The sequence below is a fragment of the Rhizobium sp. RAF36 genome, from assembly GCF_052114105.1.
In the GTDB taxonomy this organism is placed as follows: domain Bacteria; phylum Pseudomonadota; class Alphaproteobacteria; order Rhizobiales; family Rhizobiaceae; genus Rhizobium.
This window is the reverse complement of the sequence record NZ_JBFREC010000001.1, coordinates 337,569-356,987: the sequence shown is the minus strand read 5'-3', so window position 1 is coordinate 356,987 and position 19,419 is coordinate 337,569. Positions and strand designations below refer to the sequence as shown.

Annotated in this window: 17 protein-coding genes; 7 read left to right on the top strand and 10 right to left on the bottom strand. The window is 61.1% G+C overall.

The features are described from left to right. Positions 1–60 precede the first annotated feature (60 nt). Genes AB4Z25_RS01815 through AB4Z25_RS01805 form a run of 3 tightly spaced genes read left to right on the top strand, consistent with a single transcriptional unit; the run spans position 61 to position 2,812 of the window. Positions 61–954 (top strand): ABC transporter permease, encoded by an 894-nt coding sequence (locus AB4Z25_RS01815; RefSeq protein ID WP_112537776.1) that lies wholly within the window; start codon positions 61–63, stop codon positions 952–954. Continuing rightward, the gene (locus AB4Z25_RS01810; protein WP_112537777.1) at positions 951–1,739 is read left to right on the top strand and encodes an ABC transporter permease; all 789 of its coding nucleotides are present in this window, start codon (positions 951–953) and stop codon (positions 1,737–1,739) included. The genes AB4Z25_RS01815 and AB4Z25_RS01810 overlap by 4 nt, the downstream gene beginning before the upstream one ends. A gap of 11 nt (positions 1,740–1,750) precedes the next feature. Further along, on the top strand, positions 1,751–2,812 hold the full coding sequence (locus AB4Z25_RS01805) for an ABC transporter ATP-binding protein (protein ID WP_112537778.1): 1,062 nt from the start codon (positions 1,751–1,753) through the stop codon (positions 2,810–2,812). A 181-nt stretch (positions 2,813–2,993) separates the two neighbouring features. Here the strand turns inward: AB4Z25_RS01805 and AB4Z25_RS01800 are convergent, their stop codons facing one another. From AB4Z25_RS01800 to AB4Z25_RS01780, 5 genes are all read right to left on the bottom strand, one after another. Next, entirely contained in the window at positions 2,994–3,995 is a 1,002-nt protein-coding gene (locus tag AB4Z25_RS01800; RefSeq protein ID WP_112537779.1) for an ABC transporter ATP-binding protein, read from the bottom strand. Positions 3,996–4,007: 12 nt separating this feature from the next. Then, positions 4,008–5,072, bottom strand: coding sequence for a Gfo/Idh/MocA family protein (locus tag AB4Z25_RS01795; RefSeq protein WP_112537780.1), 1,065 nt, complete (start codon positions 5,070–5,072; stop codon positions 4,008–4,010). Further along, complete coding sequence (locus AB4Z25_RS01790; protein WP_112386942.1) at positions 5,069–5,911, bottom strand: carbohydrate ABC transporter permease; 843 nt, start codon at positions 5,909–5,911, stop codon at positions 5,069–5,071. The genes AB4Z25_RS01795 and AB4Z25_RS01790 overlap by 4 nt, the downstream gene beginning before the upstream one ends. 10 nt (positions 5,912–5,921) lie before the next feature. Beyond that, positions 5,922–6,869, bottom strand: a complete 948-nt coding sequence (locus AB4Z25_RS01785; protein ID WP_112537781.1) for a carbohydrate ABC transporter permease — start codon at positions 6,867–6,869, stop codon at positions 5,922–5,924. Positions 6,870–7,115: 246 nt separating this feature from the next. Next, a complete protein-coding gene (locus tag AB4Z25_RS01780; protein WP_112537782.1) occupies positions 7,116–8,375 on the bottom strand; it encodes an ABC transporter substrate-binding protein in 1,260 nt (419 codons plus the stop codon). 531 nt (positions 8,376–8,906) lie between these two features. Between AB4Z25_RS01780 and AB4Z25_RS01775 the strand changes: the two genes are divergently transcribed. From AB4Z25_RS01775 to AB4Z25_RS01765, 3 genes are read left to right on the top strand one after another with little or no spacing between them, the layout of a single operon-like run. Beyond that, entirely contained in the window at positions 8,907–9,791 is an 885-nt protein-coding gene (locus AB4Z25_RS01775; protein WP_112537783.1) for a BadF/BadG/BcrA/BcrD ATPase family protein, read from the top strand. Then, a complete protein-coding gene (locus tag AB4Z25_RS01770; RefSeq protein ID WP_112537784.1) occupies positions 9,788–10,549 on the top strand; it encodes a GntR family transcriptional regulator in 762 nt (253 codons plus the stop codon). Before AB4Z25_RS01775 ends, AB4Z25_RS01770 begins: the two co-directional genes overlap by 4 nt. Positions 10,550–10,600: 51 nt before the next feature. Beyond that, positions 10,601–11,473, top strand: a complete 873-nt coding sequence (locus AB4Z25_RS01765; RefSeq protein ID WP_112537785.1) for a protein phosphatase 2C domain-containing protein — start codon at positions 10,601–10,603, stop codon at positions 11,471–11,473. Positions 11,474–11,565: 92 nt separating this feature from the next. On the opposite strand, the gene metH is transcribed toward AB4Z25_RS01765, so the two are convergent. After that, complete coding sequence (gene metH, locus AB4Z25_RS01760) at positions 11,566–15,339, bottom strand: methionine synthase (protein WP_112537786.1); 3,774 nt, start codon at positions 15,337–15,339, stop codon at positions 11,566–11,568. A gap of 172 nt (positions 15,340–15,511) precedes the next feature. On the opposite strand from metH, the gene AB4Z25_RS01755 reads away from it, so the two are divergent. Continuing rightward, positions 15,512–16,771, top strand: a complete 1,260-nt coding sequence (locus tag AB4Z25_RS01755) for an AGE family epimerase/isomerase (protein ID WP_112537787.1) — start codon at positions 15,512–15,514, stop codon at positions 16,769–16,771. A gap of 44 nt (positions 16,772–16,815) precedes the next feature. On the opposite strand, the gene AB4Z25_RS01750 is transcribed toward AB4Z25_RS01755, so the two are convergent. The 4 genes from AB4Z25_RS01750 to AB4Z25_RS01735 all read right to left on the bottom strand — a co-directional run bounded on the left by AB4Z25_RS01750 (position 16,816) and on the right by AB4Z25_RS01735 (position 19,329). Beyond that, a complete protein-coding gene (locus AB4Z25_RS01750) occupies positions 16,816–17,304 on the bottom strand; it encodes a heme-degrading domain-containing protein (protein ID WP_112538008.1) in 489 nt (162 codons plus the stop codon). A gap of 152 nt (positions 17,305–17,456) precedes the next feature. Continuing rightward, complete coding sequence (locus tag AB4Z25_RS01745) at positions 17,457–17,858, bottom strand: DUF4174 domain-containing protein (protein ID WP_112537788.1); 402 nt, start codon at positions 17,856–17,858, stop codon at positions 17,457–17,459. Between the two features lie 100 nt (positions 17,859–17,958). Then, entirely contained in the window at positions 17,959–18,339 is a 381-nt protein-coding gene (locus AB4Z25_RS01740; protein ID WP_112386932.1) for a hypothetical protein, read from the bottom strand. 243 nt (positions 18,340–18,582) lie between these two features. Then, a complete protein-coding gene (locus tag AB4Z25_RS01735) occupies positions 18,583–19,329 on the bottom strand; it encodes an SIMPL domain-containing protein (protein WP_112537789.1) in 747 nt (248 codons plus the stop codon). Between the last annotated feature and the right edge of the window lie 90 nt (positions 19,330–19,419).

The window sequence follows — 19,419 nt, the reverse complement described above, 5'->3', positions numbered from 1 at the left end:
CCGGCCTTCCCGCTCACGCGGGGAGGCCTTTTGCCCCTCGGATACGACTGGAAGCCTGCTATGAGTACAATATCTGCCCCCATCGCAGGCACGTCCTCGATGATCAACAAGGAACGGGTGATCGACTGGCTCGGCATTGCGCCATTCGTCATCTTCTCTCTGTTGTTCCTGATTATCCCGACCGTCTACCTCGTCGCCGGTGCGTTTCTCACGCCTGACGGCAGCTTCACTTTCAAGAATATCGGTGACCTGTTCACCCCCTCGATTATGAGTGCCTACTGGATCAGTATCCGCGTTTCCGTTGCTTCTGCTCTGGGCGGCGCGTTGATCGGCTTCTTCCTTGCCTGGGCCGTGGTGCTCGGCGGTCTGCCAGCCTCGGTCCGCTCGACCCTCATGACGTTTTCCGGCGTCGCATCCAACTTCGCCGGCGTTCCGCTCGCCTTCGCATTTCTGGCAACGCTCGGTCGCACCGGCCTTGTCACCATGTTCATGCGCGACTGGTTCGGCTTCAATCTCTACGGCACCGGCTTCAACCTGCTGTCGTTCCTCGGCCTGACCATCACCTACATGTACTTCCAGATCCCGTTGATGGTGCTAATCCTGACGCCGGCGCTCGACGGCATGAAGAAAGAATGGCGCGAAGCCTCCGAGATCCTCGGCGCCACCAACCGCCAGTACTGGACGATGGTTGCCTTCCCAATCCTGTGGCCAAGCCTGCTCGGAACCACGCTGCTGCTCTTCGCAAACGCCTTCGGCGCCATCGCGACCGCCTACGCGCTGACCGGCTCGTCGCTGAACATCGTTCCTATCCTGCTCTATGCACAGATCCGCGGCGACGTGCTTCACAATGCGAACCTCGGCTATGCGATCGCCCTCGGCATGATCGTCATAACAGGCGTATCCAATATCCTCTATCTCATGCTGCGCATGCGCGCTGAACGGTGGCAGAAATGAAGGCTCAACGTCTCGGCGCCTGGATCGCCGTCATCATCGGCGCAAGCTATTTCGTCATTCCTCTTATTGGCACAATCGAGTTCTCGCTGCGCATGCGCCGCGGCACTTACAGCCTGGATGCCTATGCGTCGGTATTTTCCGACGAGCAGTTCCGCGCCACGTTTGGCTATTCGATGCTGATGGCGTTGCTCACGATCGTGTTCGGCATGCTGCTTGTCGTGCCGACCGCCTACTGGGTCCGCCTGCGCCTGCCGCAGATGCGCCCGGTCGTCGAATTCGTCACGCTGCTGCCGCTGGTTATCCCGGCGATCGTCATCGTCTTCGGCTATCTCAGAATGTACAATTCGTCTTCGATCCTGCCGCTGACGGGTTATACGACGGGTACCAACATCCTGCTCGTCTGTTCATACATCACGCTGTCGCTCCCCTACATGTACCGTGCCGTCGATACCGCGATGCGCGCCATCGACGTCCGCACGCTGACGGAGGCTGCCGAAAGCCTTGGTGCCAAGTGGACGACGATCATGTTCCGCTGCATCTTCCCGAACGTCATGAGCGGCGTGCTTTCGGGTGCCTTCATCACGCTCGCGATCGTCATGGGCGAGTTCACCATGGCCGCCCTGCTGAACCGTCCGGCCTTCGGTCCGTATCTGCAGCTCGTCGGCGCCAACAAGGCCTATGAGCCTTCGGCACTCGCGGTCATCGCCTTCTCGATCACGTGGCTCTCCATGGGCCTCCTCAATCTCATCTCCCGCTTCGGCAAAGCCGCCCCCGCGAAGGCTTAAGGTATCTGTCCATGTCATTTCTAACACTGACCAATCTTCAGAAGTCCTTCGGCCAGGTTCAGGTCGTTCATAACTTCAACATGAATATCGAAAAGGGCGAGTTCATCTCCTTCCTGGGCCCATCGGGCTGCGGCAAGACGACGGTCCTGCGCATGATCGCCGGTTTCGAGACGCCGACCGGCGGCACGCTGCATATCAACGGCAAGGACCAGAGCCCGTTGAAGCCGAACCAGCGCAATATCGGTATGGTCTTCCAGGCCTACGCATTGTTCCCGAACATGAGCGTGCACGACAATGTCGCCTTCGGCCTGAAAGTTGCAGGTGCCCCGAAGGCCGAGATCGATGCCCGCGTGAAAGAGATGCTCGGGCTCATCCGTCTCGATCATCTGGCCGACCGCTACCCCTATCAGATGTCAGGCGGCCAGCAGCAGCGCGTCGCGCTCGCCCGCGCTCTCGCGGTCAAGCCGCAGGTTTTGCTTCTCGACGAGCCGCTCTCGGCTCTCGACGCCAAGATCCGCGTGTCGCTGCGCGAAGAAATCCGTGCCATCCAGCAGAAGCTGGGCATCACCACCGTCTTCGTGACCCACGATCAGGAAGAAGCGCTGTCGATCTCCGACCGTATCGTCGTCATGAACGCCGGCAGAGCCGACCAGATCGGAACCCCGTTCGAAATTTACAACACGCCGGCAACCCGCTTCGTCGCCTCCTTCGTCGGTACGCTGAACCTGATTGAAGCAAAGGTCGTCGATCCGGCGGCCAACCGCATCCAGATCGGCGACCAGGGCATCACGCTGAAGCAATCGGTCGCTGACTCAAAGGCAGGCGATACCGTTTCGCTGGCACTGCGTCCGGAAGCAGGCTCGCTTGCGGAAGGCGTCAAGAGCGATACCGCCCTCACCGGCCAGGTCGTGTCCGCCCACTTCCTGGGCTCGGTCATCCGCACCCGCATGAATGTCGGCGGCAACGTCATCTCCTTCGACATGTTCAACAGCCCGGGCGTCACCCCGCCTCAGTCAGGCGAAACAGTGACGCTGCGCTTCATGGCTGCGGATCTCCTCGTCATCCGCGACTGATCGGACAAGTATAACCTCCTGCCAGGCGCCGCTTTCCGCGGCGCCTTTTTTGTGCGATTCCTTGCAATTGCGAGCACCCCTCGGCCGGCGCAAAAAGGGCGGCATTGCCAAGCAACACCGCCCTTTATTTTTAAATGCTTCGGCCCGGAGAAGGCGGCAAGCGCCCTCACCCCGTCAAACCCTACCGGATCGCCTGATCGTTCCCATCAAACCGGTGCATATGCCCCCGGTCCGGCGTCGCATAGACGATCTCGTCAGGAGCATACTGATGCTCGCCGAAAAGCCGCGCCGTCAGCAGCCCGCATTGGTCGGATTCCAGATAGACGATCGTGTCAGCGCCGAGATGCTCGACATGGACGATCTTCGCCTTCCAGGTGCCGCTGTCGCGCGACAGCGTCAGATGCTCGGGACGCACGCCGATGGTCTTGGCTTCCGCGTCGCCGAGCTTGTCGGCGGCGATGAAGTTCATCATCGGCGAGCCGATGAAGCCGGCGACGAAGACATTGGCCGGGCGGTTATAGAGCTCCATCGGCGAACCGACCTGCTCGATCGCGCCGGCATTCAGGACGACGATCTTGTCGGCCAGCGTCATCGCCTCGACCTGGTCGTGGGTGACGTAGATCATCGTCGCCTTCAACTGGCGGTGCAGCTTGGCGATCTCCAGACGCGTCTGGACGCGCAAGGCGGCATCGAGGTTCGACAGCGGTTCGTCGAACAGGAAGAGTTCAGGTTCGCGCACGATGGCGCGCCCGATGGCGACACGCTGACGCTGGCCGCCGGAGAGCTCCGCCGGGCGGCGGGCGAGATAGGGCGCCAGCGACAGCATGCCGGAGGCATCCGCCACCCGCTTCTCGATCTCGTCCTTCGGCTTGCCCGCCTGCTTCAGGCCGAGGCCCATATTGTCCTTGACGGTCAGGTGCGGATAGAGCGCGTAAGACTGGAAGACCATGGCGATGCCGCGCTTGGCAGGCGGCGTCAGCGTCTCGTCGCGGCCATTGATCAGAACGGTACCCGAGGTGACGTCCTCCAGGCCGGCGATACTGCGCAGCAGGGTCGATTTCCCGCAACCGGAGGGGCCGACGAAAATGACGAACTCGCCGTCCTTGACCTCGAGGTCGATACCCTTCAGCACCTCATGCGTGCCGTAGGTCTTGCGGATGGATTTCAGTTGAAGCGATCCCAAGGGTCGAATTCCTTACAGTTTGACCGGCTGGCCGGTGCGTACGCTCTCGTCGGCGGCAAGGCAGATGCGCAGCGAAGCCACTGCATCGCCCATATGCCTGTTAAGGTCGATATCCTCGCGGATGGCCTTCAGCATGAAAGCCTGCTCGAAATCGCAGAGTTCCTGATGGCCGGGCTCACCTGCCATCGTCATGTCCTGATCCGGCGTGATGAACTTGCCGTCAGGACCGGTCTCGGCGTTGTGCAGGCGGATGACGGATGTCTTCGTATGCGTGTCGATATCGTCGGACTTGGCGTTCGGATCCATGACGATCGAGACCGCGCCGTTCGGCGACATCACGTCCTTCACGAAGAAGGCCGTCTCGGAAATCATCGGCCCCCAGCCGGCTTCGTACCAGCCGACTGAACCGTCTTCGAACAGCACCTGCAGCTGCCCATAATTATACATATCAGGCGCGATCTCGTTGGAGAGGCGCAGGCCCATGCCGCGCACTTCGACCGGCTTGGCGTCGGTGATCTGGCACATGACGTCGACATAATGCACGCCGCAATCGACGATCGGCGATGTCGTCTGCATCAGCGACTTGTGGGTTTCCCAGGTCGGGCCGCTGGATTGCTGATTGAGGTTCATGCGGAACACGTAGGGGCCGCCGAGCTTGCGCGCTTCCTCGATCAGCTTGATCCAGGACGGGTGATGGCGAAGGATGTAGCCGATGACAAGCTTGCGCCCTGCCTTCTTCGCAGCTGCAACGACGCGCTCGGCATCGGCAACCGTGGTCGCCAGCGGCTTTTCGACGAAGACGTCGCAGCCCGCCTCGAATGCCGCAACGGCGTAGTCGGCATGGCTGTCGGAATAGGTGCAGACGGCGCAGAGATCGGGCTTCAGTTCGGCAAGGGCCGCATAGAAATCCGGATGGATCTTGTAGCCTGAAAGAGCCGGATCGAGCTTCGGCGCCGAGCGGTTGACGAGGCCGACGATCTCATAGCCGGGGTTGTTGTGATAGGCGAGCGCATGGCTGCGGCCCATATTGCCGAGACCGGCAACGAGGACGCGGACTGGCTTCTGTGAACTGGTCATTTCACTGCTCCGGAAGTAATGCCGCGGATCAGCTGCCGCGAGAAGATGACGTAGAGAACGAGGATCGGCAGGATCGCCAGCGACAGCGCCGCCAGAACAGCATTCCAGTTGGTGACGAACTGGCCGATGAAGATCTGCGAACCGAGCGTCACGGTCTTCGTGGCTTCGGCCGGGGCCAGGATCAGCGGGAACCACAGGTCGTTCCAGATCGGGATCATCGTGAAGACGGCGACCGTCGCCATGGCCGGGCGCACCAGCGGCAGCACCAGACGGAAGAAGATCGCATATTCGGAGAGACCATCGATACGCCCGGCATTCTTCAGATCGTCAGAGACGGTGCGCATGAATTCCGAGAGAATGAAGATCGCGAGCGGAATGCCCTGCGCCGTATAGACGAGAACAAGCGCCGTTAGCGTGTTGACCAGACCGGCAGCGACCATGCCCTGCAGGATGGCGACCGTGCCGAGGCGGATCGGGATCATGATGCCAATCGCCATGTAGAGGCCGACGAGCGTATTGCCCCTGAAGCGGTATTCCGACAGCGCGAAAGCGGCCATGGCGCCGAACAGCAGCACCAGGAAGATCGCCACCACGGTGACAATAAAGCTGTTCTGGAAATAGAGCGCGAAATCGCCCTGCCCCAGCACCGTCTGATAGCCGACAAGGCTGAAGGTCGATGGCGTCGGGATCTGCAGCGGCGAGCGGAAGATCGCGTTGCGGTCCTTGAACGAGTTGATGATCGTCAGGAACACCGGGAAGATGGCGATCAGCGTGTAGCCGAGGAGCGCCAGGTGAACGAGCCCGGTGCGCAGAGGAGACGTGCGTGCTTTGTTGGACATGTCGCGCCCCTCAGAACTGGTACCGGCGCATGCGCCGCTGGATGGCAAAGAGATAGAAGGAGACGCCGGCAAGAATGATGACGAACATCACGGTGGCGATCGTCGCCCCCATCGAGCGGTCGCCGAGCTGCAACTGGAAACCGAAGAAGGTGCGATAGAGCAGCGTGCCGAGAATATCGGTCGACATGTCAGGACCGGCAAGAGCGCCCTGCACGGTGTAGACAAGGTCAAAGGCGTTGAAATTGCCGACGAAGGTCAGGATCGAGATGATGCCGATGGCAGGCAGGATCAGCGGCAGCTTGATCTTCCAGAACTGCGCCCAGCCGGTGATGCCGTCGCATTCGGCAGCTTCGATCACCTCTTCGGGGATCGACAGCAGCGCCGCGTAGATCAGCATCATCGGTATGCCGATATACTGCCAGTTGGAAATCAGCGACACGGCGATCAGCGCCGGACCGGACTGGCCGAGCCAAGGCGCAAACAGCCCCTTCAGCCCGACAAGGCTCATCAGCCAGGGCGCCACACCCCAGATCGGCGAGAGGATCAGCTTCCAGATGAAGCCGACGATGACGAAGGAAAGCAGCGTCGGCAGGAACATGGCGGTGCGGTAGAAGGCCACGAACCGCAGCCGCGGCGTCGACAGCAGGGCCGCCAGCGCAATGCCGATCGGGTTCTGCACGCACATGTGAATGACGAAGAAGATCAGGTTGTTGACCAGCGCGTTCCAGAAATCCCGAGCCCAGCGCGCATCACCGAACAGCACCTTGTAATTCGCCAGCCCAACGAAGGCCGGCTGACCGTCAACGAGATTGTAGAACGAAAGCCTGAGCGTTTCGATCAGCGGCAGGATCATGATCGCCGAATAGACGACGAATGCCGGAAAGAGAAAGACGCCGATATGCCAGCGTATGGGGCGCTTGATCGGTATCACGTCAAGACTGTTTGCGGCTTCGCTCATTGGCCCTCGCCTTATTGCTATTGGCTGACGTCAAAGCGCAGCGCAGATGAATCTTGGGGACGGTCAGGTGCCCTCTTGTGCGTCATGCCTGCGGCATGACGAAAGACCCCTTCTGGCCTGCCGGCCATCTTCCCCACAAGGGGGAAGAAGACTCGCGGCATGCTCCCCTCCCTGCCAATTGCCGCAGACTGGCTGCGGCAAAAGCCCCTCCCCCTTGTGGGGAGGGGTTGGGGAGGGGTTTTCGCGTTACTTGCCCGGCTTGTACCAGCTGTCGAGGCCCTTCTGGAGCTTCTCGCCGGCAACGGCAGGCGTGTCGGTGCCGTTGATGACGTTGGCCGATTCAACCCAGGTCTCGTTTTCGAGGTTCGGGGTGCCGCGCGACAGGATCTGGTAGGTCGAGCGGACGGTCGACTTGTACGGGCCGCGCCAGGAAACGAATTCCTGAGCCAGCGGATCGCTCATCTTCACCGGGTTGGAGTTCAGGCTGAAGAAGCCCGGCAGCGAGTTCGCGTAGATGTCGGCGAATTCGCTCGAAGCAACCCATGACAGGAACTTCTTGGCTTCTTCGGCATGCGCGCTCTTCGCGTTCAGGGCAACGCCGATATCCGGATGATCCGAGATGTAGCCCTGGTCGCCAGCCTTCGGAACCGGGGGCGGGAATGCGCCCATCTTGAACTGTGCCTGCGTGTTGAACAGCGCGATTTCCCACGAACCGGCAGGATAGATCGCTGCGCGGCCGAGCGTGAAGAGGTTCTGGCTGTCCGAGTAGGTCTGCGCTTCGAAGCCGTCCCCGAGGTAAGGCTTCCACTTGGCAAGCTCTTCGTAAGGCTTGACCCAGTCGGCATCCGTCAGCTTCTGCTTGCCGGAAATCAGAGCGGCGCGGCCGTCTTCACCCTTCCAGTAGTTCGGACCGATGTTCTGGTAGCCCATGGTTGCGGCTTCCCAGAGATCCTTCGTGCCCATGGCGAGCGGGATATAGGTGCCGTCAGCCTTGATCTTGTCGAGGGCCGCGAAGAACTCGTCTTCCGTCTTCGGGATCGAGATGCCGAGCTTGTCGAACGCATCCTTGTTGTAGATGAAGCCGTGGATGACCGAGGCCATCGGCACGCAGAAGGTGGACTTGCCGTCGTCGGTCGACCAGGCGGCCTTGGCGACCGGCGTGAAGTTCTCCATGCCCGGCAGGCTCGTCAGGTCGGCCAGCTGCTTCTTGTTGAAGAGCTCAAGCGAGGCGTCGAACGGACGGCAGGTGATGATGTCGCCTGCGGAACCGGCATCGAGCTTGGCGTTCAGCGAAGCGTTGTATTCAGTCGGAGCGGTCGGCGAGAAGACGATCTTGATGCCCGGATTCTTGGCTTCGAAAGCCGGGATGATCTTCTCCTGCCAGATCTGCAGGTCGTCGTTACGCCAGCTTTCAACCGTCAGCGTCACGTCGGCGCCATAGGCAAAACCGGCCGACGTCAGCAGGCTCGACGCCAGCAGGAAGCTTTTCAGAGCAGTGTTTTTCATTTCCCTCTCCTGTTTTTAAGCGCCATCAGGCGCGTCTTTGGTTCTGAAACAAGCAATCGGAGTGTCTGAGGAAACACCCAACGCCCCTTTGAAGGATCGCCAGGGCTGGCGGTCCCTTAAGCTTGAACCGGCATGAAGGCTTCAAGCCTCCGGGCCGGACTGCACGCTCCCATACACAAGCGGGGCGCGGTGTTTTCATGAGGAAAAAGCTGATGATGACGGGCCAGCGGATTGCCTGAACGGGCAGTTTCGCGTCAAACCCAATCACCTTCAGGAGCGTCCCGGCATTTGATTTTGGCGCCGGTGTAAATTTGCCCCTGTTTGCTGTTCCCTTTTTCAGAATTAAGGCCAAAAAAATACCAATTGTCCAGCCGAATTTAACTTTTGACGGTCCGAATTTTCATAAAAAATTTTTATCATTAAATATCAACATGATAGAAATATGAAATTTCAAAGCCAATTTTGCTTGGTAAATGGTATTTTTTTGGTATGGTAATAAAAACGACGGGAACAGCGTTATCCGGGGGTCCGATGACGGAACTGGCAATCGGCATTGATGGCGGCGGGTCAAGCTGCCGCGCCGCGGTCGCAGACCGGAGCGGCAAGATTTTGGGCCGCGGCACCGCGGGGCCCGCCAATATCCTGTCCAATCTTCAGGGATCCCTGGAAAACATCATTCTCGCCGCAAAAGAAGCATTGCGCGATGCCGCATTGCCGCCTGAAACCGTTTCCAGCGTCTCCGCCGTCGTCGGCGTGGCCGGCGCCAATGTCGGCGACTACGGCAGCCGTATCGAAAAGGCCCTTCCCTTTGCCGATGGCAAGGTTGTGACCGATGCCTTGATCGCGCTGCAGGGCGCACTCGGCGATTCCGACGGTGTCATCGGCGCCTTCGGCACCGGCTCCGTCTACAATGCGCGGCGCAACGGCACGATCAGCGGCATCGGCGGCTGGGGCTTCATCGTCGGCGACCAGGCAAGCGGCGCCCGCCTCGGCCGCAACCTGCTGGAAGGGTCACTCCTCGCTTATGACAAGGTGCGGCCCCGCTCTGCCTTGACCGAGAGGATCATGGCCGAGTTCGGAAACGATCCGGAAAAGCTCGTCGAATTCGCCCATGTCTCCAAGCCCAAGGATTTCGCGCGCTACGCGCCTGTGATCTTCGACCATGCGAACAACAATGACGAAGTCGCAGCAGCCATCGTCAGCGAAGCCGCATCCGCGATCGGCGAAAATCTCGATGCGCTGATCTGGCCGGAATGCCCGGCGATCTGCCTGCTGGGTGGCCTGGCAAATGCCTATCGCCCCTGGCTCGCGGAGCGCCATGTGGCGCTGCTGACCGAGCCGAAAGGCGACGTGCTGCAGGGGGCTGTCGAACTGGCCGTCAAACGCCTTCACATCGAGACGAGGGGGGCGGCATGACCGAAGATCTTTCCGCCATCCTCTCACCCGAACGCGTCCAGGCCGGCGGCACCGGCCCGCTCTACGTCAAGCTTCGCCGTACGCTGGAAGAGGCCGTTCGCACCGGCACGCTGGGACACGGCGATGCCCTGCCCCCGGAACGTGACATCGCCGAACTCGCCGCCGTCAGCCGCGTCACCGTCCGCAAGGCGATCGACGATCTCGTCGCCGATGGCCTGCTGGTGCGCCGTCACGGCTCGGGCACCTTCGTCACCAAACCGGTTTCCAAGGTCGAACAGCGCCTGTCGCAGCTGACCTCGTTTACCGAAGACATGGCGCGGCGCGGCATGACCTCGCGCTCCGAATGGCTGCACAAGGGCATCCACACGCCCTCGCCCGACGAAATGATGATCCTCGGCCTCGGCACCGACGTCAAAGTCTCGCGCCTGTCGCGCCTGCGCATCGCCGACGATCAGCCACTGGCGATCGAGAATGCCAGTGTTTCCGGCGAGTTCCTGCCTGATCCCTCTGTCGTCACCGCCTCGCTCTATGCCGAACTCGAACGCCGCCAGGTCCGCCCGACCCGCGCCGTCCAGCGCATCTCGGCCACCAACATGAAGGAAGCCGACGCCCACCTCCTCGGCGTTGCGGTCGGCGCCGCGGGCCTGTCGATAGAGCGTATCTCCTATCTGGCCTCCGGCCGCGCCGTGGAATTCACCCGCTCGCTCTACCGCGGCGACGCCTATGATTTCGTCGCCGAATTGACGATCGCCTCGTAGTCATGCAGATCGCATTGAAGAGCCGCTCGCCTGGCGCTATTCCTTGAGATCATGATCACAGAACCCAGAATTTCCGTCCTCGACGCCGTTTCCGACCCGGGCAATCCGGCAAAGGCAAACGAAGACCGCTTCGGTCACAACGAAGCCTGCGCCTTCGTCATCGACGGTGCAACGGGTCTCGGCGATCGCCAATATATCGATGCTGATGGCAGTGATGCCGCCTGGATCGCCGCACGTTTCGCGGATGGTTTTCAGCGCGGCATTACCCGCAAGACGGCAATCTCGGATATCGCCCGCGCTGTATCCGAGAAGGCCCGCAAGGACTTCACCGGGAGCCATCCCGGCGTCCCCCGCTATGCCTGGCCGCTCTCGGCCTTCGCCATGATTCATGCGACGGATGAGGCCTTCGACTTCTATGGTCTCGGCGACTCCTGCGTATTCCTGCTTCAAGACGACGGCTCGGCAAGCCTCCACACGGCGATACCGGGTGCCTATACCCGCGAGCAGGAGCACGCGCGCAGCCACATCGCCCGCACCGGCGGCATCAACAAGGGCGGCGGCGCGCTCGGTGACACCGAGACGCTTGCCGCACTTCGGCGGCACCGCGAAAGCCAGAACACCCCAGGCGGCATCTGGACGCTCGGCCTCGTTCCCGAGGCAGCCGACCATCTTGTCCATGAGCGGCTACCGGTCAAAACCCGGGCGCACGCCGTCATCTGCAGCGATGGCCTGGCCGACCTCGTCGTGCTCTACGCCCGCTACGACGCGGCAAGCCTGGTCCGGACGGCGCTCGACAAGGGACTGCGCCCGATGATCGAAGAGCTCCGCCAATTAGAACGGGAAATCGACCCCGAAGGCCTGCGCTATCCGCGCTTCAAGCAGAGCGACGATACGACGGCGATCTTGGCGGAGCTCAGCGCCTAGACCAAAAACAGCATCATTTCATAATGATAAGGGCGGAAAGTGAATCACTTTCCGCCCTTCCTGATTCAATCTCTGAACTTGCCGCCCTGAGATCAGGCCGCGTCTTCGATCTCGTCGCTGACCTTGGCAGGCACATAGTTCAGCACCGGGCCGAGCCAGCGTTCGACCTCGGTGACCTCCATGCCCTTGCGGGCCGCGTAGTCTTCCACCTGATCCCGCTCCACCTTGGCGACGCCGAAATAGTAGGAATCGGGGTGGCCGATATAGATGCCTGATACCGAAGAGCCCGGCCACATCGCGTAGCTTTCCGTCAGCGCCACGCCGGCGGTCTTCTCAGCGTCGAGCAGTTCGAACAGCGTCTTCTTCTCGGTATGATCGGGCTGCGCCGGATAGCCGGGCGCCGGGCGGATACCGGCGTACTGCTCGGTGATCAGCTCGTCGTTTGAGAGCGTCTCGTCTTTGGTGTAGCCCCAGTACTCGCGGCGAACCTGCTCGTGCATGCGCTCGGCAAAGGCTTCCGCGAAGCGGTCTGCCAGCGCCTTGACGAGGATCGACGAGTAATCGTCGTTCGCCCGCTCGAAGCGCTCGGCAATCGCCACTTCCTCAATACCGGCGGTAACGACGAAGCCGCCGACATATTCCTCGATACCGGTTGCTTCGGGCGCGACGAAATCCGACAGCGCCACATTCGGACGGCCGTCCCGCTTCGACAGCTGCTGACGCAGCGTGTAGAAGGTCGCGAGCTCTTGCTTACGGTCCTCGCCGGTGAAGAGACGGATATCGTCGCCGACGGCGTTCGCCGGCCAGAAGCCGATCACCGCGCGCGGCCGGAACCATTTCTCGTCGATGATCTTCTTCAGCATCGCCTGCGCATCGTTCCACAGCGCCCGTGCCGCCTCACCCTGCTTCTCGTCTTCGAGAATGGCCGGATAGCGGCCGCGCAGTTCCCAGGTCTGGAAGAACGGCGTCCAGTCGATATAGCGGGCGATATCGGCCAGATCGTAATCTTCGAAAACCTTGGTTCCCAGGAAGCTCGGCTTGGTTGGCTTGTAACCGGTCCAGTCGACCTTGTGAGCATTTTCACGGGCACGCGACAGCGGCAGGCGCACCTTCTCGGCTTCGCTGCGCGCATGCGCGGCCGCGACCTTGGCATATTCGGTGCGGATATCGGCGACATAGCCGTCCCGGTTGTCAGGTGACAGCAGCGACGACACCACGCCGACTGCGCGGCTGGCATCCGTCACGTAGATCGCCTGGCCCTTGTTGTAGCCCGGATGGATCTTCACCGCGGTATGCACACGGCTCGTCGTCGCGCCGCCGATCAGCAGCGGGATCTCGAAGCCTTGGCGCTCCATTTCGGCCGCCACATGCACCATCTCGTCGAGCGACGGCGTGATCAGGCCGGAGAGGCCGATGACATCGACCTTCTCGGCAACCGCCGTCTCCAGGATCTTCGTTGCCGGCACCATGACGCCGAGATCGATGATCTCGTAATTGTTGCAGGCGAGCACGACGCCGACGATGTTCTTGCCGATATCGTGCACGTCGCCCTTGACGGTCGCCATCAGGATCTTGCCGGCCGATTTCTGCTCGCTGCCGCCATTCAGCCGCTTCTCTTCCTCCATGAAGGGAAGCAGAACGGCAACGGCCTGCTTCATGACGCGGGCGGATTTCACCACCTGCGGCAGGAACATCTTGCCCGAGCCGAAGAGATCGCCGACGACATTCATCCCGGCCATCAGCGGGCCTTCGATGACATGCAGCGGACGCGCAGCCTTTAGTCGCGCCTCTTCCGTATCAGCCTCGATATATTCGGTGATGCCGTTGACCAGCGAATGCTCGAGACGCTTCTCGACCGGCCATTCACGCCAGGAGAGATCCTGCACACGGCCTTCGCGCGCAGCCCCGCCCCGGAACTTCTCGGCCACCTCAAGCAGGCGCTCGGTGCTGTCAGACCGGCGGTTCAGCACCACGTCTTCGCAGGCTTCGCGCAGCTCGGCATCGATGTTGTCATAGACGGCCAGCTGACCGGCATTGACGATGCCCATGTCCATGCCCGCCTGGATGGCGTGGTAGAGGAACACGGCGTGCATGGCCTCGCGCACCGGCTCGTTGCCGCGGAACGAGAAGGACAGGTTGGAGACGCCGCCGGAAATATGCACCAGCGGCATTTCCTTGCGGATCGTCCGCGTCGCCTCGATGAAATCGACGCCGTAGTTGTTGTGCTCTTCGATGCCAGTGGCGACAGCGAAGATATTCGGATCGAAGATAATGTCTTCAGGGGAGAGACCCGCCTCTTCCGTCAACAGCTTGTAGGCGCGGCGGCAGATCTCGACCTTGCGGTCGTAGCTATCCGCCTGCCCGGTTTCGTCGAACGCCATGACGACGACAGCAGCACCGTAGCGATGCAGCAGCTTCGCCTGCGCCAGGAAATTCTCCTCGCCTTCCTTCAGCGAGATCGAATTGACGATCGGCTTGCCCTGAACGCATTTCAGGCCCGACTCGATGATCTGGAACTTCGAACTATCGATCATCACAGGGACGCGGGCGATATCCGGCTCCGCGGCGATCAGGTTCAGGAACTCGACCATCGCCTTCTCGGAATCGATCAGGCCTTCGTCCATGTTGATGTCGATAACCTGCGCGCCGTTCTCGACCTGGTCGCGGGCCACGTCGAGCGCTGCGGTGTAATCGGCATTGGTGATCAGCTTGCGGAACTTGGCAGAACCCGTGACGTTGGTGCGCTCGCCGACATTGACGAACGGAATGTCCTTGGTCAGCTCGAAGGGCTCAAGGCCCGACAGCGACATGAAGGGGCGATGTTCCGGGATCGGCCGCGGCTTGTACTTGGCAACCGTCTCGGCGATGACGCGGATATGCTCCGGCGTCGAGCCGCAGCAGCCGCCGACGATATTGACCAAGCCTTCGCGGGCAAAGCCCTCGATCTGCGCCGCCATCAGCTCGGGCGTCTCGTCATACTGGCCGAATTCGTTCGGCAGGCCGGCATTCGGATAGGCGCAGATGAAGGTATCGGCAACGCCCGACAGCTCCTGCAGATGCGGGCGCATCGCATTGGCGCCGAGCGCGCAGTTGAGACCGATGGTGAATGGATTGGCGTGACGCACCGAGTTCCAGAAGGCCGAAGGCGTCTGTCCCGACAGCGTACGGCCGGAAAGGTCGGTGATCGTACCGGAGATCATCACCGGCAGACGCACGCCCTTGGCCTCGAAGCGCTCCTCGCAGGCAAAGATCGCCGCCTTGGCATTCAGCGTATCGAAGATCGTCTCGATCAGGATGATGTCGGCGCCGCCGTCGATCAATCCGTCGATCTGTTCGCCATAGGCGATGCGCAGATCGTCGAAGGAAACGGCGCGGTAGCCCGGATTGTTGACGTCGGGCGAAATCGAGGCGGTGCGGTTGGTCGGGCCTATAGCACCCGCCACGAAACGGCGGCGGCCATCTTCGCGTTCCGCGCGGATGGCCGCGCGACGCACGATCTCGGCACCTTCCTTGTTCAGCGCGTAAACCTCGCCTTCCATCTCGTAATCGGCCTGCGCGATGCGGGTCGAGGAGAAGGTGTTGGTTTCGAGAATATCGGCGCCGGCCTTGGCATATTTATAATGGATCTCTTCGATCGCATCCGGCTGGCTGAGGATCAGAAGGTCGTTATTGCCCTTCTGATGGCAGGCGCAACCGATGAACCGGTCACCGCGAAACTGGTCCTCGTCATAGCCGAGCCCTTGGATCTGCGTGCCCATGGCGCCGTCGAGAACGAGGATGCGTTCGCTGGCAGCTTTCTTCAGCGCTGCGAACACTTCACTGCCGTCGCGTTTTACCCCATCGGGGCCAAAAAGATTGTCGAACACGGGCGGACTCCTTGACGTCGCTAAGAACAGGGCGATCAAATCACATAAAGATATCTTTATGTCAATATATGCAGCGCGATTCCGCCATTTGCAAGCCCCGGCGGATGACAGACTCGGCGGACCCCTATATAGGCGTTCCGCAAAGCTTTGTGCACGAATTCGGAGGAGTAGCATGGCACTCGCAACTGGCGGCACCGCCCTCGGCAATTGGACGAACCGGGCCTATCACCGGAACTGGCTTCTCGCCCAGGCAAACGGCCTCTTCGACTTCTTCCAGCACAATTCCATCAGCCCGAAGGGCGGCTTCTACGATCTCGATGATCAGGGCAAGCCGCTGGATGCCGAAGGACAGGTGCGCAGCATCCACATCGCCGCCCGCTCCGTGCATTGCTTTACCCTCGGCGCGCTGTTAGGCCGCCCTGGCGCATCCGATGCCGTCGACCACGGCATGGATTATCTCTGGAACCACCACCGCGACCGCAAGAACGGCGGCTATTTCTGGTCTTTGGACAACAACGGCCCTGTCGATTCCAACAAGCAGGGCTATGGCCACGCCTTCGTGCTGCTCGCCGCCTCCTCTGCCAAGACCATCGGCCATCCGCTCGCCGACGGCATGATCGCCGATATCACCGAAGTGCTGAACACCCGCTTCTGGGAAGCCAAGCACGGCGCCATCGCCGAAGAGTTCACCGCCGACTGGCAGCCGCTCGATGGCGGCAACTACCGCGGCCAGAATTCCAACATGCATCTGACCGAGGCGCTGATGGCCGCCTTCGAGGCAACTGGCGACCGCGAATACCTGACCAAGGCCGAAAGCATCGCCGATCTCGTCATCCGCCGTGCCGCCGGTTCCGTCGGCTGGCGCGTTGCCGAGCATTTCGGCGCCGATTGGCAGCTCGACAAGAATTACTACCACCCGAACGAGATGTTCCGCCCTGCCGGCACCACGCCCGGCCATTCGCTGGAATGGTGCCGCCTCATCCTGCAGCTCTGGGTGCTCGGCGGCAAGAAGCAGGACTGGATGCCGGAAGCCGCACGCGGCCTCTTCTCACAGTCGATCGCGCTCGGCTGGGACAATGACAAGGGCGGCTTCTTCTATACGCTCGACTGGGACGACAAGCCCGCCAAGCGCAATAAGCTCTGGTGGCCGGTCTGCGAAGCGGCCGCTGCGGCGCACTTCCTCAACGAGCATCAGCCGAGCGATTTCCACGAGGAAAGCTACCGCAAGGTTTGGAACCTCATCGAGCGCCACTTCATCGACCACAAGAACGGCGGCTGGCACGAGGAACTGACGGAAGACCTTGTGCCCTCGCACAGCCTCTTCCCGGGCAAGGGCGATATCTACCACGCCCTGCAGGCCTGCCTGATCCCGCTCTTCCCGGCAACCGGCAGCATCACCAAGGGCATCATCGAGGCCGACGGCAAGATTTGAACGGCATTTGCCATTCCCGCTCCGGTGGGAATGGCTTTCCGGCCTCAGGCAAGCCGCAGCGAATCCAGGTCCTTGGCGAGCATCAGCGCCAGCGCCTCGACCGCGAGATTATGGTCGTCGCGCTGCGGCAGGCCGGAAACGGTCACCGCGCCGATGCAGCCCGTGCCCTTCACATTGATCGGGAAACTGCCGCCATGCGCGGCGTAATCGGCGCTCGAAAGCCCGTTGGTCTCAATCGTCTTGCCGTCCGATTTCAGCTTCAGGCCAGAGGCATAGCTGCTCTTCGAATAACGGAAGACCATATTGCGTTTGCGCCTCACCCACTGCACGTTGTCAGGAGTGACGCCTGGCAGCGCCGCATAGAACACCGGCATGGAATGCAGCGACACATCGATCGCCACGCCGAGGCCGCGCTCTGTCGCCAGCTCCTGCAGGAGCTTGCCGAGCTGCCAGGCGGTCGTCAGGTCGAAACTGTCGAAGGCCAGCACCTTTTCCTGCTCGGCAATGCGAACCAGATCGTCCTCGATGGTCATGACAAGCAATCCTCTTCCGATACAAACAATCGGAAGAGAACATCCGCAGGCTGCGGAAAAAAGTAAAGCGAAATCGTAGTGATAGCTGTTGGTGCGGCATCGGCGATAGTGGCTGGCGCGGCATCACGCCGGTGCCGCGTACGAGCTCCTCGTCAATGCGGCATCGTTGCAAGCGCCCCGATGATCTCTTCCGGCCGCATCGGCTCGCCGGCGCGCAGCTTAACCTTGCCGTCGCGGTCGATCAGGATCAGCCCGAACTCGCCCGGCTGCGGACCATGAAGATCTTCGCGCAATTCGTCGGCATCGAGATCATGCGGATCGTCGAACAGCGGAAACACCCCGCCGCCGGCGACATTGAAAACCTCGATGTCTTCCTCGATGAAGCGCATATGCGCCTTGCGCAGCAGATCGTCCTGCCTGCTGGCGCGGTCGTCCTCGGCATCGGCAAACACCAGGAGAACGCGTTTCTTGCCGGCGAACTGCCTGAGGCATCGCGGCGCCGGCAGTTTATGCGGCGCCGTTCCCATAATTTCCCGTACGAATGATTTCAGCATGATGCCCGTCCTTCCTATCACCATCAACGGCTGGAAGCGTGAGCGGTTCCCGTTTCAGGGATGGGATCGCCGCGTGGCAGCGATCCCGAGCCTTGTGAGGCTATTCGCAGGATTCGCGCGCTGCGCGTCCCTCGATGGCGACGACATCGGTCACGCCATTGGCGAGAAGCCGTTTGCGGACGAGAACGCGCATGACGCGCGCCGCCGTCGAAAACGTCATCTGATCGAGCGGCCCCTCGCCTTCCCAAGGCTTGGTGAGCCGTTCGGTGACGGCGCCGACGATATTCCGCGGCACGATGTCATCGCATTCGCGCATGGCTTCGAATACCATGCTGATCGGCAGAACCTTCCCTTCGAAGGTCACGATCGGTTCCGTGAGTTCCGTATCCCATTCTTCGAAGGCATAGAGCGCCTCGCGAAAGAGTTCCTGAAGGGTGAACGGGGCGTGTCCGTTGTGAAGTGGCGGCAAGGCATTCGTCATGTCTGTCTCCTCTTGGCAGGGATGAAGCCATTTCCTCCTCATCGGCCGGGTACAATGCGGAAAACAGAACTCGGGTTCCCTCGCGCGGCCGAATAACACGATCGATTTTATAGTGTAACAGTCGCGTGATAAAGCGATTTATGCCCGGGGCTCTCTGCAAGCGCCTGCCGGAAACAGACAAGCCGTTGATATCGCTCAGGATACCAACGGCCATTTTTTGACACCGGAAAGCGATGTTAGCGCTTACTGCTCAAGCGCGAAGGTGACGTTGACGGTTACATTATAGGTATTTTCGCCGCCCTGAACCGGCACGGAGGAATCGGCTGCCTCCTTCATCATCGCGGCGCGATAGACCGGCTGCGGCATCGGCCGAACGCTGTTTTCGCTGATTTCGATGATCCGGCCGAGCTTGACGCCGGCCGCCTGCGTCAGCGTCTTCGCCTTCTTCAGCGCCGAAGCGACAGCATCCTTGCGCGCCTCATCGATCACGCCCTCGGGCTTGTCGTTGGTGAAGGAGATATCGCCGCCCTGATTGATGCCGAGCGTCACCGACTGGTCGATGATGGCACCGAGTTTCGAAAGATCGCGAACCCGCACCGTGATGCCGTTCGACACCTGGTAGCCGATCAACTCAGGCTGCTTCGGCTGGCCGTCGCTGCTCTGCGGATAGTTATATTGCGGCTGCACCGAAAAGCCCGATGTCTGCAGGTCCTTCTCGGCGATCCCGCCCTTCTTCAAGGCGGTAAGCACGTCCGTCATCGCCTTGTTGTTCTCGTCGAGCGCCTCACGCGCCGTCTTCGCCTGTTTGACGACCGAGAGATTGATAACCGCCATATCGGGCGCCACCGAAGACTGCCCATCCCCCGACACGGTGATAACAGCCTCGCGCGGCTTTGAATCATCGGCCAGAGCCGCCGCCGTCACCGGCAAAACGGCCGCCGCCGTCATCAAAAGGCCGAGCACAAGCTTTGTGGAATTCCGCAGCGCCATGATTCACTCCTTGGTTGTCGCTACCCCTTTTCCTTCTTTGGCGTTTGATTGTGAAGCTATTGCGGCAACGTCTTGTCGCTGCATCCGAAT